Annotated in this window: 6 protein-coding genes; all 6 read left to right on the top strand. The window is 38.4% G+C overall.

What is annotated here, in order from left to right; genetic code table 11:
* The first annotated feature begins 146 nt into the window (after positions 1-146).
* The 6 genes from ABDW27_RS16635 to ABDW27_RS16610 all read left to right on the top strand — a co-directional run bounded on the left by ABDW27_RS16635 (position 147) and on the right by ABDW27_RS16610 (position 18,908).
* Positions 147-653 (top strand): OmpH family outer membrane protein, encoded by a 507-nt coding sequence (locus ABDW27_RS16635; RefSeq protein ID WP_343696914.1) that lies wholly within the window; start codon positions 147-149, stop codon positions 651-653.
* On the top strand, positions 637-1,242 hold the full coding sequence (locus ABDW27_RS16630; RefSeq protein WP_343696913.1) for a hypothetical protein: 606 nt from the start codon (positions 637-639) through the stop codon (positions 1,240-1,242). Before ABDW27_RS16635 ends, ABDW27_RS16630 begins: the two co-directional genes overlap by 17 nt.
* Positions 1,239-6,851 (top strand): hypothetical protein, encoded by a 5,613-nt coding sequence (locus ABDW27_RS16625; protein ID WP_343696912.1) that lies wholly within the window; start codon positions 1,239-1,241, stop codon positions 6,849-6,851. Before ABDW27_RS16630 ends, ABDW27_RS16625 begins: the two co-directional genes overlap by 4 nt.
* Before the next feature lie 72 nt (positions 6,852-6,923).
* Entirely contained in the window at positions 6,924-16,094 is a 9,171-nt protein-coding gene (locus ABDW27_RS16620; protein WP_343696911.1) for a hypothetical protein, read from the top strand.
* Positions 16,095-16,161: 67 nt separating this feature from the next.
* On the top strand, positions 16,162-18,186 hold the full coding sequence (locus ABDW27_RS16615) for a hypothetical protein (RefSeq protein WP_343696910.1): 2,025 nt from the start codon (positions 16,162-16,164) through the stop codon (positions 18,184-18,186).
* 5 nt (positions 18,187-18,191) lie between these two features.
* Positions 18,192-18,908: a hypothetical protein gene (locus ABDW27_RS16610; RefSeq protein WP_343696909.1), complete on the top strand. Its 717-nt coding sequence runs from the start codon at positions 18,192-18,194 to the stop codon at positions 18,906-18,908.
* Position 18,909: the final 1 nt, after the last annotated feature.

Here is an 18,909-nt window from a genome sequence, read left to right as displayed (position 1 = left end):
TAAAAAACTACCATAATTTAACATGTTAACGAATAATAATTGCCTTTTAACATAAATAACTAAAATATATTTAAAATTTAAACACAAATCACTTTTGCAAGTCAAAAAATAAATTAATTTTACCAAAAAATTAACAGATTTATTCAGTGAAAAACAATACCACAGCTGGATTAACAATATTTAACTCATTGTTAATTATAGCATTAACACTATTTATTACGTTAAAATTCATTAAAAACGAAAATAAAATTGTATATATAAATAATATTAAGGTATTCGAGAACTTTAATATGACGAAAGAATTAAAAAAAATTGGCGAAAAAGAATTCGCCAATAGAAAGTCAAATCTTGATTCTTTATATTCAAAACTACAATCTTCAAACGTATCAAGTTCTGATAAAAAGAACTTAATGCAGGAGTTCATTCAGAAAAAAGAAGAACTAAATCAATTCAATGATTATTTTGGAGCAGAACAGTCATCTAAAATATGGACAAGAATTAAAAGTTATTCAACTGAATTTGCAAAAGAAAACAATTATCAAATAATTTTAGGTTCTGATGACAAAGGAAATGTTTTGTTTGCAGGTGAATCTATTGATATTACCGATAATTTCCTTACCTATATAAACAAGAAGTATGAAGGACTTAAATAAAATTATTTTTGTCTTTGTATTTCTTGCTTTGTTTTCTTGTAAAAAAGACCCACAATCATTAAATTCAGACGATTCAGAAATTAGAGATCGTTACTTCAACCTTGAAAAAATAGGCTGGAAATCCCGTGTCTATACTCAAAAAATAGAAGATATTGGATTTATTGCTACCGAAGTGCCTATTCAATATTATTTGCTTAAAGATTTAGGAAAAGAAGATCTAAAAACTGTAGATTCTCTTTATGAAGAAAACAAAAGAGAACGTGTTCTTGAATTTACTTTTCAACAAGAAGAAGAAAAAGATTTATTATCAAAAGATTTTACAGGCATGGAATATACCGATGCTGTAAAATATATGTCGTTTGGTCTTCAGAATGATTTTTACGTTGTTACCTCAAAAAATGATACCATTCCGTGTTCAGGTGTTACTTATGAGCGCAGTTATAAAATTGCACCTTACCAAAGAGTTCTTCTATTCTTCTCTGGAATAGACCCTAATGAAAAAATACAACTTATATATAATGATTTCCTTTTTAGAAAAGGAATTTTAAAATTTCAATTCAAAGACACCTATACTCCAATAGCCTTATGATTAAGCAAAAAAAAGTAAGCAAATTAAAAAAAACCGTGGCTATCTATTTGTCCATGATGATCTTATTAGAAACCTTACAGCCAATGCAGATTTATGCATTAACCGGAGGTCCGTCACAACCCGAATTTGAAGCCTTTACTCCTATCGGTACATCTGATATGGTAGATTTAGCTAGTGGAGATTTTAATTACAACATTCCTATTATGGATGTTGGTGGTTATCCTTTAAACTTAGCTTACAATTCTGGAGTTACTATGGACCAAGAAGCTTCATGGGTCGGTCTTGGATGGAATCTGGATGTTGGACAAATCAACAGACAAGTTCGAGGTATCCCTGATGACTTTAATGGTGATGAGATGATCTATGAAAATAGTTTAAAGCCAAACGTTACGATTGGAGCCGATTTTAATGTTTTCGGAACCGCTTTTGGAGTAAAAGAATCTAAGGCAAAAGCTAGCGTTGGTTTAGGTATTAAGTATAATAATTATGATGGAGTTGGAGTAACTTCAAGTGCCGGTCTCAGTTATCAAATTAGTAACAATCTATCTGTAGGAATGAATATATCATCTTCTGCATCTGAGGGAGTTTCGGTATCCCCAAGTGTTTCTTTTTCTAAAAAATTTCAGGAAAATAACGATCTTGAGTCTAATATGGGAGCTAACTTAGGAGTAAGTTATAATAGTCGAAAGGGTGTTCAAAATGTAACTATTTCAAATTCGTTTTCATTTGAAAACCTACCTGTATCAGTACCTACTCAATCAGCATCATTATCATTTTTAAATACTTCATATACCCCAACAAAAAGAGTTGGTATGTCTTCTTCTAACTATATGTTTAGTGTCAATGTAGAAGGAGAAGTTTGGGGTATTGAGCCTGGAGTAAAGTTTTCTGGATATGTTACAAGTCAAGGAGTTAAAGATTCTGAAAAATATAAAGTCGAAAAAGCTTATGGTTTTGAAAACACTTATAATGCCGGAAGATCGGATGTGTTAGATTTTAATAGAGAAAAGGACAGGACTTTTAATAAAAATACTACCTCTTTACCTATTACAAACAACACATATGACCTTTATAATATACAGGGGCAAGGAATTTCAGGAATGTATCGTCCATATAAATCACAAGTTGGTTATGTTTATGACAATGAAACTACAGATGCAAGTTCAGGAGGAAGCTTAGGATTAGAATTTGGAGCCGGCGGCGGGGTTCACGTAGGAGTTGATGCAACAGTAACTTTGGGAGATAGTAAAACTACAGTATGGGAAAATTCAAATCCCGCTTTAGGAAGATTTAGAGAAAAAAAGAGTGGCAATCGACCTGACTATGAAAAAGTATATTTTAAAAATATTGGAGGTAACCATGTTGATCAGGAATTAAATCTTTTATATAATAATTTAGGAGGATATAGTCCTGTAAAGTTAAACATACAGGGAGACAAGTTTTCAAGAAGCACTAGTACAAATTATTATACAGATGCTAATACAAATCCTATGGTACAAGGTACCGGATCTATTGTAAGAACTAAACGTTTATCAAGAAATCAATCTATAGAAAAATTAACAAGATTAGAAGCATCACAATTTGGTTTTACAAAATATGAGCGAACTAATCAATTCAGTCCTTATTCACTTAAAGGAAAACAAGATCATCACACTTCAGAAATAAAAATAACAAAAGAAGGTGGTGAGCGTTACATTTATGGAAGAGCAGCATATAATTCAATCAAAAAAGAAGTAACATTTGATGTAGGAAATTCTAATGCTGATTATCAAAATGGTTTAGTTCAATACAATCCTGGTGTAGATAATTCGGCACAAAATAATCGTGGTGGGGATGAATATTTTAATCGTGTCACAACTCCTGCTTATGCGCATTCCTATTTATTAACTTCAGTTTTGTCAGCAGATTACCAAGATCTAACTAATGATGGTCCCTCTGATGACGATTTAGGAACTTACACCAAATTTGAATATGAGAATAAAAGCAAAGCTAATGGTATTTATAAGTGGAGAGTCCCTTTCAAAGCTAATCTGGCCAATTATGATGAAGGACTTCGTTCAAGTAAAAAAGACAACAAAGGAAATTATATATATGGCGAAAAAGAGCTACTTTATATTAAGCAAATAACAACGAAAACCCACATTGCTATTTTTTATCTTTCAGAAAGAAATGACGGTTATGGTGTAGCGGGTGAAAATGGAGGTAAAGGAGAAAATTCTAAAATGTATAAGCTTGATAAAATCTCTTTGTATTCTAAACCAGAATATATATCAAAAGGTCAAGATGCTATACCAATAAAAGAAGCTCATTTTGAATATGATTACAGCTTATGTCAAGGTATTGACAATAATAAGGACGCTAATAACGCCCAATCTAGTCAACGAGGAAAATTAACTTTAACAAAGGTTTACTTTACCTATAAAAACTCAAATATGGGGAAGTTTACTCCCTATGTTTTTAAATATGCTCCTAAAGCCCTTACGTATGATAGTAATGGATTAGAAAAACAATATAATATTGCTGAAGATCTTGTTAACAATCCTCAATATGATATGAAATCATATGATGCTTGGGGAGATTATAAGCCATCTGAGAAAAATTTAGATGGAAAAACTTTGGGTAAATTATCAAATGCTGAGTATCCTTTTGTAGATCAAACTAATCGTGAAGAAGCTGATATAAATGCTTCTGTCTGGCTTTTAAGATCAATCAAACTTCCCTCAGGAGGTTTAATCGAAGTTAACTTTGAAGCTGATGATTATGCGTTCGTTCAAGATAAACAAGCAATGCAGATGTTTAAAGTAGTTGGCAGTGGAAATGATATTCCTGATGATGTAAACTCTATTGATAATTCAATTAAAAAAGCCAATATTGGGAAATATATTTATGTTGAAATAGATAAGGATTTTGATATATCGGCTGGTAATGCTAATGAAATTTTTCAGAATACTTACATGAAATCAGTTGGAACCCAAGATAATCCTATGTATTTCAGATTCTTACTTAACATGGTAAGCCCAAACCCTATAGCAGGCGGCGATACTGATAAATACGATTATGTTACAGGTTATATAAGAAAAGATGGTAATTGCAGTTTCTTTCAAAAAGATGGAAAAAAATACGCATCCATTCCTATGGAATATGTTAGAAAAGATGATGGATTCAATGGAAATAAAGAAGTAAATCCAATATCTAAAGCAGGATGGAATTTTGGAAGACAATATCTAAATCGTTTGGTTTATAGCATGAATAATGAGGAAGATACCAAAGATGTAAAAGGTGTAGTTATGCAATTAATCGGTTGGATGCCTACATTATTAGATATTTTCACAAGTCCAAATGGTAAATTAGAACAAACAGGAATTGCGAGTAAATTTATTACAGGAAAATCATGGATTCGTCTTATGAATAGTAATGGACATAAGATAGGTGGGGGAAGCAGAGTAAAAAACATTGAACTTCACGATCAATGGAATATTATGACTAATAATCTTTCAAATAAAGATTATCAACAAGCTTATGGTCAAGTTTACAGCTATACTGATAAGGATGGAAACTCTTCGGGAGTTGCAACTTATGAACCATTAGGATGCAAAGAAAATCCTTTTATTAAGCCTCTTTATGATAAAAATAAAAAAGAACTTTTATTAGGTCCTGATAGTGATAATTATGTCGAAGAACCGTTAGGAGAATCATTTTTTCCATCTCCAAAAGTGACTTACAGTAGAGTAACTGTAGCCAACTTACCAAGAACAAAGACAGAAGGCAATATAGAAATGGTGGTCAAAAAACACGCTACCGGTTCTGTTGTGACTGAATTCTATACCTCTAAAGATTTCCCAACAATTGTTGACAGAACATCATTATCATCAAATTTTGATTCTTCAACTGCTTTAGCAAGTCTCTTGAATTTGAATGTTAAAAATCATATCACAATGTCTCAAGGGTTTTCTGTTCATACTAATGACATGGATGGAAAAATAAAAACTCAAATAGTGTATGGTGAGGGACAAAAAAATGAGGTTTCAGGAGTTGAATATAAATATAGTACCATATCTGACGAGCAAAGTTTAAATAATGGAAGACTTAATAATAATATAGAAACTATTGATTCTAAAGGAAATATATTCAAAAAACTTGTAGGTGTTGATTACGACATTATTAATGATTTTAGAGAAAGTACGACAACTACCACTACAGCTGGTATACATTTTAATATTGCGACACTTCCTATAACAATTTTTGTTATAGTTGTTCCTACTCCTATTCCTAGTTATTCTAAACACGAAGATCAGATTAGGACCGCAACAACAACAAAAGTTATTCATAGCAGCGGAATTTTAATTGAAAAAATAGCGTCAGATTCTGGAGCGAAAGTATCTACCACAAACTTAGCATGGGATGCAGATACAGGGGAAGTATTATTAACCGAAACCGGTAATGAATATAATGACAAATACTACAGCTTTAATTTCCCTGCATACTGGAATTACAAAGGGATGGGTCAAGCTGCAAAAAACACAGGTTTTACATCTGACATAACAGCTTCGAACGATGGATATAAATTTAACACATCTGACAAACCATCTGATTATTTATTTGATGGAGATGAAGTTTTTATAACAGGTCGAGATAGCGAAGGAACAAAACAATATATAAAAGGCTGGGTTGTAAAAGTTTCTGATACTGGTTTCAAATTAATTGATTCAGAAGGGAAATTGATTAAAAGCGTTTCATCAGAGGGAAAAATGAAAATAATTCGTTCAGGATATCGAAATCTACAAACTGCTTCAATGGCGAGTATAACTTCTATGAGAAATCCATTATATCAATATGATATAAACAATAATATCACTTCAATAAAATCTAATATTGGTGATGAACCTTTTAAATCTACTGATGCAAGCAATAGAATTGTAAATGCTTCTGCTGTAGAATATAATAATATTTGGCCAGCACAATGCGAATGCAATTTACCTAAAATGTCATTTAATGCAGAGGGAAATCTACAATTTGGATATGAAAATGCATCAGTTTCTGAAGATGATGGAAATACAGATCTTTATTATAATCCATACTTATATAATGTCCTTGGAAACTGGAGAGCAAACAAGTCTTATGCATTTTTAACAGGAAGAAATTACACTGTTGATCCAACTCCACGTAAAACTGGTTTCTTTGCGGATTATTATCCTTTTTATATTATGGCCAATAACAATTGGGGAATTTCTGAAACATACAAAAAACAGAAATGGACTTCAGCTTCGGAGGTTACTCAATACAATCCATATGGTCAGGAAATTGAAAATATGGATGCTTTGAAAAGATATTCATCTGCCTTATATGGCTACAATAATCGTTTTCCGGTTGCAGTAGCATCAAATACAAAATACAGTCAGCTGGCATCTGATGGATTTGAAGATTACGACGATACAAAATGTGAAAAAGATACTCATTTTGACTATAAAGCACAACTTAAACAGAATAATGTAAGTATTACTTCGTCTCAATCTCATACGGGAAGAAAGAGTTTGAGAATAGCTCCAAGCCAAAAAGCTATTGTAAAAAAACAAGTGATTTCTTGTCCTCCAATTGGATCAACTAATTAATAACTCAGCCAAAAACAACTTTTTATTAAAATCATATTAATTGTTAATCAATTAATTATAGAAATTAAAAATATGTCAAAAAGTTTTAAAATAAAGAAGCCTCTAATTGCAGCTCTTGTAATGGTATTTTTCAGTATTACATCATATGCTGGAGAATTCAATCCGATTCTCACTTCTAAAAACAAAGACACAATAAATAATATCGGTCAAAAAAAGATATTTTTTGGTCCAGTAACTTATACCAAATGCTTTGATGGGGTTTTTGACGAAAATGATGAAACTACAGGAGCAAATGGTATTAGACCTAAACCAGGACAAATAACATATGTTAATACAAGCGGGCAAACTGTATCTTTAAATAACATTTGGTCAGGAAACCCTATCACAATCACCTATAGATCAATTACTTCCCAAGCAAACCTTGCCGCATGTTGTACTGGCAATACTATTACTGCTCAACTTACTTCTTCTGCAGGCACTGATTCTCAGACTAAATGCAACAATACAGCAATAACAAATATTACTTACAGTAGTTCTGGTGGCACTGGTGCAACTTTTTCAGGATTACCAACAGGTGTTACAGGTAGTTATACTTCTAATATTATCACCATAAGTGGTACACCAACTGCATCTGGAACATATAATTATAATGTAACTGTTTATAATGATTGTATGCAGGCTAATCTTACTGGTACAATTATAGTAACGTCTGCTAAATCTGCCGGAGCAGCTTCATCTTCACCTTCTGTTTGTGTCAATACAGCTATCACTGCTATTACGCACACAACTAGTGGTGCTACCGGAATAGATCCGTCTTCAGTTAATTATAATTTGCCGGAGGGTGTAAGTGCCGTATGGGCTTCCAATACCATCACAATCAGCGGAACGCCTACAGCAAGCGGAACTTTTAACTATTCGATTCCTCTGACAGGAACATGCGGACCTAATGCTAATGCTACGGGAACCATCATTGTAAGTCCTGCCAAAACGGTAAGTACAGCTTCTTCTTCGCCGACTATATGTATCAATACTGCTTTAACAGCTATTACCCATACAACAACAAATGCCACTGGAATCGGTACGGCAGCGGGACTTCCGACTGGGGTTACAGCCGCTTGGGCTTCGAATACCATCACTATCAGCGGAACACCTACGGCTTCGGGGACTTTTAACTATTCTATTCCGATTTCCGGGCCATGCGGAACTGCAAACGCAACGGGGACTATTATTGTAACGTCAAATAAAACAGCTGGGGCGGCTTCCTCTTCTCCTACACTTTGTATCAATACTGCCTTAACTGCCATTACACATACAACTTCCGGAGCTACTGGAATAACAACTACCGGAGCACCAGATAATTATAACCTACCAACCGGCGTAAGTGCTGCATGGGCTTCTAACACGATTACCATCAGCGGAACACCTACCGCTTCAGGGACTTTTAACTATACTATTCCTTTAACAGGGACATGCGGAACTGCAAATGCAACAGGAACTATTATTGTAAGTTCTGCTAAATCTGCAGGAGCGGCTTCTTCTTCACCAACACTTTGTATCAATACCGCTTTAACGGCTATTACTCATACAACAACAGGGGTAACAGCTATCGGAACAGCTACGGGGCTTCCGGCTGGTGTAACTGCCGCATGGGCTTCTAATACAATCACAATCAGCGGAACACCAACTGCTTCAGGTACTTTTAACTATTCGATTCCTCTAACCGGAACATGCGGACCTAATGCTAATGCTACAGGAACCATCATTGTAAATCCTGCCAAAACGGTAAGTGCAGCTTCTTCTTCACCTACACTTTGTATTAATACAGCCTTAACAGCTATTACACATACTACAACCGGGGCAACGGCTATCGGAACACCAACAGGACTTCCGGCTGGGGTATCTGCTGCATGGGCTTCAAATACTATTACCATCAGCGGAACCCCGACAGCAGCAGGAACCTTTAACTACTCCATCCCTTTAACAGGCGGATGCGGAACCGTGAATGCAACGGGGACGATTACCGTGACACCAAATAAAACAGTAACGGCAGCTTCGTCTACCCCAACTTTATGTATCAATACGGCTTTAACAGCCATTACTCATACAACTGTTAGTGCAACAGGCATTGGAACGGCAACGGGATTACCGGCTGGGGTATCTGCAGCATGGGCTTCAAATACTATTACCATCAGCGGAACCCCGACAGCAGCAGGAACTTTTAACTATTCGATTCCTCTTTCTGGCGGATGCGGAACCGTGAATGCAACGGGGACGATTACCGTGACACCTGCAAATACAGCAAGTGCAGCATCATCGTCGCCAACACTTTGTATCAATACAGCCTTAACAGCTATTACACATACTACAACCGGGGCAACGGCTATCGGAACAGCAACCGGACTTCCGGCTGGGGTATCTGCGGCATGGGCTTCAAATACTATTACCATCAGCGGAACCCCGACAGCAGCAGGAACCTTTAACTACTCCATCCCTTTAACAGGCGGATGCGGAACCGTGAATGCAACAGGGACGATTACCGTGACACCAAATAAAACAGTAACGGCAGCTTCGTCTACCCCAACTTTATGTATCAATACGGCTTTAACAGCCATTACTCATACAACTGTTAGTGCAACAGGCATTGGAACGGCAACGGGATTACCGGCTGGGGTATCTGCAGCATGGGCTTCAAATACTATTACCATCAGCGGAACGCCGACAGCAGCAGGAACTTTTAACTATTCGATTCCTCTTTCTGGCGGATGCGGAACCGTGAATGCAACGGGGACGATTACCGTGACACCTGCAAATACAGCAAGTGCAGCATCATCGTCGCCAACACTTTGTATCAATACAGCCTTAACAGCTATTACACATACTACAACCGGGGCAACGGCTATCGGAACAGCAACCGGACTTCCGGCTGGGGTATCTGCAGCATGGGCTTCAAATACTATTACCATCAGCGGAACGCCGACAGCAGCAGGAACTTTTAACTATTCGATTCCTCTTTCTGGCGGATGCGGAACCGTGAATGCAACAGGGACGATTACCGTGACACCAAATAAAACAGTAACGGCAGCTTCGTCTACCCCAACTTTATGTATCAATACGGCTTTAACAGCCATTACTCATACAACTGTTAGTGCAACAGGCATTGGAACGGCAACGGGATTACCGGCTGGGGTATCTGCAGCATGGGCTTCAAATACTATTACCATCAGCGGAACCCCGACAGCAGCAGGAACTTTTAACTATTCGATTCCTCTTTCTGGCGGATGCGGAACCGTGAATGCAACAGGAACGATTACCGTGACACCTGCAAATACAGCAAGTGCAGCATCATCGTCGCCAACACTTTGTATCAATACAGCCTTAACAGCTATTACACATACTACAACCGGGGCAACGGCTATCGGAACAGCAACCGGACTTCCGGCTGGGGTATCTGCAGCATGGGCTTCAAATACTATTACCATCAGCGGAACCCCGACAGCAGCAGGAACCTTTAACTACTCCATCCCTTTAACAGGCGGATGCGGAACCGTGAATGCAACAGGGACGATTACCGTGACACCAAATAAAACAGTAACGGCAGCTTCGTCTACCCCAACTTTATGTATCAATACGGCTTTAACAGCCATTACTCATACAACTGTTAGTGCAACAGGCATTGGAACGGCAACGGGATTACCGGCTGGGGTATCTGCAGCATGGGCTTCTAATACTATTACCATCAGCGGAACTCCTACTGCTGCAGGAACTTTTAACTATTCGATTCCTCTTTCTGGCGGATGCGGAACCGTGAATGCAACAGGAACGATTACCGTGACACCTGCAAATACAGCAAGTGCAGCATCATCGTCGCCAACACTTTGTATCAATACAGCCTTAACAGCTATTACACATACTACAACCGGGGCAACGGCTATCGGAACAGCAACCGGACTTCCGGCTGGGGTATCTGCAGCATGGGCTTCAAATACTATTACCATCAGCGGAACCCCGACAGCAGCAGGAACCTTTAACTACTCCATCCCTTTAACAGGCGGATGCGGAACCGTGAATGCAACAGGGACGATTACCGTGACACCAAATAAAACAGTAACGGCAGCTTCGTCTACCCCAACTTTATGTATCAATACGGCTTTAACAGCCATTACTCATACAACTGTTAGTGCAACAGGCATTGGAACGGCAACGGGATTACCGGCTGGGGTATCTGCAGCATGGGCTTCTAATACTATTACCATCAGCGGAACTCCTACTGCTGCAGGAACTTTTAACTATTCGATTCCTCTTTCTGGCGGATGCGGAACCGTGAATGCAACAGGAACGATTACCGTGACACCTGCAAATACAGCAAGTGCAGCATCATCGTCGCCAACACTTTGTATCAATACGGCTTTAACAGCCATTACTCATACAACTGTTAGTGCAACAGGCATTGGAACGGCAACGGGATTACCGGCTGGGGTATCTGCAGCATGGGCTTCAAATACTATTACCATCAGCGGAACGCCGACAGCAGCAGGAACTTTTAACTATTCGATTCCTCTTTCTGGCGGATGCGGAACCGTGAATGCAACGGGGACGATTACCGTGACACCTGCAAATACAGCAAGTGCAGCATCATCGTCGCCAACACTTTGTATCAATACAGCCTTAACAGCTATTACACATACTACAACCGGGGCAACGGCTATCGGAACAGCAACCGGACTTCCGGCTGGGGTATCTGCAGCATGGGCTTCGAATACTATTACCATCAGCGGAACCCCGACAGCAGCAGGAACCTTTAACTACTCCATCCCTTTAACAGGCGGATGCGGAACCGTGAATGCAACGGGGACGATTACCGTGACACCAAATAAAACAGTAACGGCAGCTTCGTCTACCCCAACTTTATGTATCAATACGGCTTTAACAGCCATTACTCATACAACTGTTAGTGCAACAGGCATTGGAACGGCAACGGGATTACCGGCTGGGGTATCTGCAGCATGGGCTTCAAATACTATTACCATCAGCGGAACCCCGACAGCAGCAGGAACTTTTAACTATTCGATTCCTCTTTCTGGCGGATGCGGAACCGTGAATGCAACGGGGACGATTACCGTGACACCTGCAAATACAGCAAGTGCAGCATCATCGTCGCCAACACTTTGTATCAATACAGCCTTAACAGCTATTACACATACTACAACCGGGGCAACGGCTATCGGAACAGCAACCGGACTTCCGGCTGGGGTATCTGCTGCATGGGCTTCAAATACTATTACCATCAGCGGAACCCCGACAGCAGCAGGAACCTTTAACTACTCCATCCCTTTAACAGGCGGATGCGGAACCGTGAATGCAACGGGGACGATTACCGTGACACCAAATAAAACAGTAACGGCAGCTTCGTCTACCCCAACTTTATGTATCAATACGGCTTTAACAGCCATTACTCATACAACTGTTAGTGCAACAGGCATTGGAACGGCAACGGGATTACCGGCTGGGGTATCTGCAGCATGGGCTTCAAATACTATTACCATCAGCGGAACCCCGACAGCAGCAGGAACTTTTAACTATTCGATTCCTCTTTCTGGCGGATGCGGAACCGTGAATGCAACGGGGACGATTACCGTGACACCTGCAAATACAGCAAGTGCAGCATCATCGTCGCCAACACTTTGTATCAATACAGCCTTAACAGCTATTACACATACTACAACCGGGGCAACGGCTATCGGAACAGCAACCGGACTTCCGGCTGGGGTATCTGCGGCATGGGCTTCAAATACTATTACCATCAGCGGAACCCCGACAGCAGCAGGAACCTTTAACTACTCCATCCCTTTAACAGGCGGATGCGGAACCGTGAATGCAACGGGGACGATTACCGTGACACCAAATAAAACAGTAACGGCAGCTTCGTCTACCCCAACTTTATGTATCAATACGGCTTTAACAGCCATTACTCATACAACTGTTAGTGCAACAGGCATTGGAACGGCAACGGGATTACCGGCTGGGGTATCTGCAGCATGGGCTTCAAATACTATTACCATCAGCGGAACGCCGACAGCAGCAGGAACTTTTAACTATTCGATTCCTCTTTCTGGCGGATGCGGAACCGTGAATGCAACGGGGACGATTACCGTGACACCTGCAAATACAGCAAGTGCAGCATCATCGTCGCCAACACTTTGTATCAATACAGCCTTAACAGCTATTACACATACTACAACCGGGGCAACGGCTATCGGAACAGCAACCGGACTTCCGGCTGGGGTATCTGCAGCATGGGCTTCAAATACTATTACCATCAGCGGAACGCCGACAGCAGCAGGAACTTTTAACTATTCGATTCCTCTTTCTGGCGGATGCGGAACCGTGAATGCAACAGGGACGATTACCGTGACACCAAATAAAACAGTAACGGCAGCTTCGTCTACCCCAACTTTATGTATCAATACGGCTTTAACAGCCATTACTCATACAACTGTTAGTGCAACAGGCATTGGAACGGCAACGGGATTACCGGCTGGGGTATCTGCAGCATGGGCTTCAAATACTATTACCATCAGCGGAACCCCGACAGCAGCAGGAACTTTTAACTATTCGATTCCTCTTTCTGGCGGATGCGGAACCGTGAATGCAACAGGAACGATTACCGTGACACCTGCAAATACAGCAAGTGCAGCATCATCGTCGCCAACACTTTGTATCAATACAGCCTTAACAGCTATTACACATACTACAACCGGGGCAACGGCTATCGGAACAGCAACCGGACTTCCGGCTGGGGTATCTGCAGCATGGGCTTCAAATACTATTACCATCAGCGGAACCCCGACAGCAGCAGGAACCTTTAACTACTCCATCCCTTTAACAGGCGGATGCGGAACCGTGAATGCAACAGGGACGATTACCGTGACACCAAATAAAACAGTAACGGCAGCTTCGTCTACCCCAACTTTATGTATCAATACGGCTTTAACAGCCATTACTCATACAACTGTTAGTGCAACAGGCATTGGAACGGCAACGGGATTACCGGCTGGGGTATCTGCAGCATGGGCTTCTAATACTATTACCATCAGCGGAACTCCTACTGCTGCAGGAACTTTTAACTATTCGATTCCTCTTTCTGGCGGATGCGGAACCGTGAATGCAACAGGAACGATTACCGTGACACCTGCAAATACAGCAAGTGCAGCATCATCGTCGCCAACACTTTGTATCAATACAGCCTTAACAGCTATTACACATACTACAACCGGGGCAACGGCTATCGGAACAGCAACCGGACTTCCGGCTGGGGTATCTGCAGCATGGGCTTCAAATACTATTACCATCAGCGGAACCCCGACAGCAGCAGGAACCTTTAACTACTCCATCCCTTTAACAGGCGGATGCGGAACCGTGAATGCAACAGGGACGATTACCGTGACACCAAATAAAACAGTAACGGCAGCTTCGTCTACCCCAACTTTATGTATCAATACGGCTTTAACAGCCATTACTCATACAACTGTTAGTGCAACAGGCATTGGAACGGCAACGGGATTACCGGCTGGGGTATCTGCAGCATGGGCTTCTAATACTATTACCATCAGCGGAACTCCTACTGCTGCAGGAACTTTTAACTATTCGATTCCTCTTTCTGGCGGATGCGGAACCGTGAATGCAACAGGAACGATTACCGTGACACCTGCAAATACAGCAAGTGCAGCATCATCGTCGCCAACACTTTGTATCAATACAGCCTTAACAGCTATTACACATACTACAACCGGGGCAACGGCTATCGGAACAGCAACCGGACTTCCGGCTGGGGTATCTGCAGCATGGGCTTCAAATACTATTACCATCAGCGGAACGCCGACAGCAGCAGGAACTTTTAACTATTCGATTCCTCTTTCTGGCGGATGCGGAACCGTGAATGCAACAGGGACGATTACCGTGACACCAAATAAAACAGTAACGGCAGCTTCGTCTACCCCAACTTTATGTATCAATACGGCTTTAACAGCCATTACTCATACAACAACTAATGCAACGGGAATTGAAGCAACTTCCGTAAATTATAATTTACCAAATGGAGTAAGTGCTCTGTGGGCTTCAAATGCAATTACCATCAGCGGAACTCCTACTGAGACTGGGACTTTTAATTATTCAATTCCGCTTTCTGGTAACTGCGGAACAGTAAATGCTGTAGGAACTATTATCGTTAATCCTGCAAATACAATTGCCTTAACTTCTACAACAGGAACTGATGCTCAAACAAGAAATGTTAACACATCTATCACTTCAATTGTCTACACTACAAATGGAGCAACATCTGCAGCTGTTTCTGGGTTACCATTGGGTACTAATGGAAATTTTAGCGGAAATACAGTAACAATTAGTGGTACTCCAACTGAATCTGGAATTTTCAATTATACAGTAACTCTTCAAGGAGGCTGTGGTCCTTTAACAGCACAAGGAACAATTACTGTAATAGACTGTTCACCAATTACAGGAGTTATTAAAATCATTAAAACAACAAGTTATCCTTTCCAATTTTCAAATCCTGGAAAAACTTCTTCAGCACTTGCATGTAGTGAAACAGCATTTCCAATTAAATTTTATGCTGCAACAAATACATTAGTACTGAATACTCAACTTTATACTGATGCTGATTTGACTAGTCCAGTAAGTAATGGAAATTTATGGTATCAAAACCAAACTAATGCAATTTCATACAAACTTGATGCTTCAGGAAAAGTAACTGAAATTTCATCTTGCAACACTCCTACTGTATATGGCTTTAATTTTTCAAATCCAGGAAGATCTTCTTCTTCTCTAGCTTGTGCTCAGACTAGTTTCACAAATACATTTTATGCAGCGACATCAAGTTTAGGAATTGGAACACAATTATATACAAATTCATCATTAACTACTCCGGTAGGAAGTGGAAATTTATGGTATCAATATGGCATTGAGGGTATCTCATATAGAATTGATAATACTGGTAAAGTGGCAGAAAGTATTGAATGTTTACCTCCCTCTACGCAAAATTATTCATTTAGAGCAGTACATCCTGAAGGGCATAATGGAACTGATTATGTCACTTATATTGATCGTAATGGTGTACAGCGAACCAGGACTTTACCAAGATCTGGTGATAGTAATCCTGCAGATTGTATAGACATTGAAGCTCAACGCATTGTTCAAACTGTTGGCGCAGTTTCATGTTATGAGGAGTAAAATAAAGTAAACAAAAATGAAGAGAGAATTTGTTATTGAAAGCAAATTGTCACTAACTAAATAAAATATGGCAAACATTTTTAAAATACAGAAATATTGGATTGTTACTTTTGCCTTGGTGTTATTTTCATTAACATCTTTTGCTCAAGAGACTTCATGTATAAACAAACCAATTAATTTTTCATTTGAAACAACATCAACAAATGTAAATTACAATTGGTATGTTTTAAAGAACGGAAGCTCACAACATCTTAATCCTGTCACAAATACAACAGGACTATATACTTTTACACCTGCAATTCCTGGAAAATATACTGTTTATTTGGATGCTTACACCGGAACTGAATGTAGTTTTGAATTTAGTAAAGTAATAGAAATTGAATCTTGTGAACCTTTTGTTTCATGTACAAAAGACAATATTAATACTCCAAAAATTAAAGCGATCTTTAAAACATTAGTTAATAAACTTCTTAGTCTTCCTGCTGAAACAATTGTAAATGGATATACTTGTGATGAATTAGGGGCATTAAAATTCTATATTGATAATCAAAATCCTGCCATTTATAATTTTGTACACGACACTCAAGAAGGATTTGTTGCTTTTTCATTTTCTAATTATCCTGATTATGATGTCAAGATTGCAACGAATGGAAATGTTGTTTCTGACTTTAATTTAGATAATTATAGATCATATGAAGAAGTTACAGAAGTAACTACAACACCTAGCAGTAATGTTAGCAGTTATGTCAACCATATTAACTTCTGCTCTGAATTATATTGCGTATCACATATTGCAATTGTAGTTGATGAATCCGGTTCAATCGATCCTGCTATTGAAGGCGCAAAAATTAAAAAACAATTAAGAAATTACATTCAACAGCAGGCTGATGATAATGATAAATTACAATCAAACATTTACGTCTCATTAATTGGAATGTCAGATAGCGATAATATTGTTAGAACAGATAATATTCCAGCTATTAGAGTATCTAATGAAAATCCTTCAGATTTACAAAGATTTTATCAATGGCTAGAGGATTATGGAAATCGAAGCGGAAAAGTTACAGGTGTAAGTCCTTCTTCAGATTATTGGAAAAGTGGTTTAGATGTTGCTTTAAATTCTCCAGTTAAGCCAAGTTTGGTTATGATGATTACTGATGGATGCGAAACGAGTAATGTTGAAGCATTAAGAACTACTATGTCGAAATTCAGTAATTCAAAAGATACCAGCGACACTAGTACAGATAAACCACACTTATATGTTATTGGTATAGAAAATGGATTCTATGTTGATGGAGGCATTAGCAGTCAGCCATTAGCAAGAAATGAAGATCCTAACTATGTTCAAACATTAACAGCCGGAAATGGAGAAACAAGAGTAGTTCCGCTTTTAACAACTTCGTTAAAATATCTATTGACTCTTCCGGAAACAGAATTTCCTCGATCTAAAATTGATGATTTTAAATATGATTACTATGGTTACGAAAGCTTTGAATCTTTCGGAGAAAATGCAGCGTTCTTATCAGACAATTTAAAACTAAGCAAATTCACCTGCGGTGATCCGACAGACAAAAATTATTGTTCAGACTGTCTTACTTTTCAACCAGAACCTAACAGAGAATACCTTCTTAGTGCATGGGTGAAAGAAGAGTCAGCCATACAGGTAAAAACTTATGAAAATGCCGTAATAAATTTAATTTATTACAACAATGTTAATACAACTGATGACCGATATAAAATTAAAACCGATGTATTATTTGCTAAAGGAGACATTATAGATGGGTGGCAGAGAATTACTTATAAATTTTTAATTCCAGCAGAAACCAGAACTATAGGAATTGAGCTTGAAAACAAAAGCGGCGGAATACCGGTTTACTTTGATGACATTAGAATTCATCCTATTGACGGAAGTGTAAAAACATTCGTTTATGATCCTGAAACCTTCAAACTTATGTCTGAATTGGATGAAAACAATTATTCTACATTCTATGAATATGATAATGAAGGAGGCTTAGTGAGAGTCAAAAAAGAAACAGCCAAAGGAATAAAAACAATTCAGGAAACCCGTTCAGGTAATTTTATCAATAATTAATTTTTATGCTTAATAAAGTACTATTATTTATCAGCTTTTTAGCATTTACCTCTTTTGCATATTGTCAAACTGCGAGTGAAGTTTTGCAGCAAATGGGGAAAGAATACAGTTCAGCCAAACCATTACAGTATAATTCAAGTTATGCCTTGTATAAAACTGCCGATTCTAAAAAAGTTGAACAAGCCTACAAAGGTGTTTTTAACAAAAATGAATCGAATGAGGTTTATATGAAAATTGATCAGACTGAGATATTAAATTCAAAAACGATAAATTTAAAAATAAGTCATTCGGAGAAGGCTATACAAATTGCAGATCCGCTGAAGAATTATATGGGTAGTTTTGATATCAAACCGTTATTTGAGCTTTGTAAAATAGAATCGTTTAAAGATTTAAAAACATACTGGGAAATAACTTTAACGGCCAAAAATTATTCGAGCCTGCCCTACTCAAAAATTATTCTGCAAGTCTCCAAAAAGTATTTCTTACAAAAATCTACTTTTTATTATAGCACAGCAGTTAATTTTTCAAAAGATTATCGGGCTCCAAAACCTTATCATCCAAGATTAGAAGTTATCAATACTAATTTTAATCGAAGAGCCGTAAATTCTTCTCTTTTTGCAACAAAAACATATTTCACAGTATTAGCTAAAAACAAATCTGTGCCAGTTGAAAGATTGAAGAATTATGAAGTTATTGACCAAAGAACCATTTCCAATAAATAAA

It is taken from the genome of Flavobacterium sp., assembly GCF_039595935.1.
In the GTDB taxonomy this organism is placed as follows: Bacteria; Bacteroidota; Bacteroidia; order Flavobacteriales; family Flavobacteriaceae; genus Flavobacterium.
This window is presented reverse-complemented; position numbering and strand designations above follow the sequence as displayed.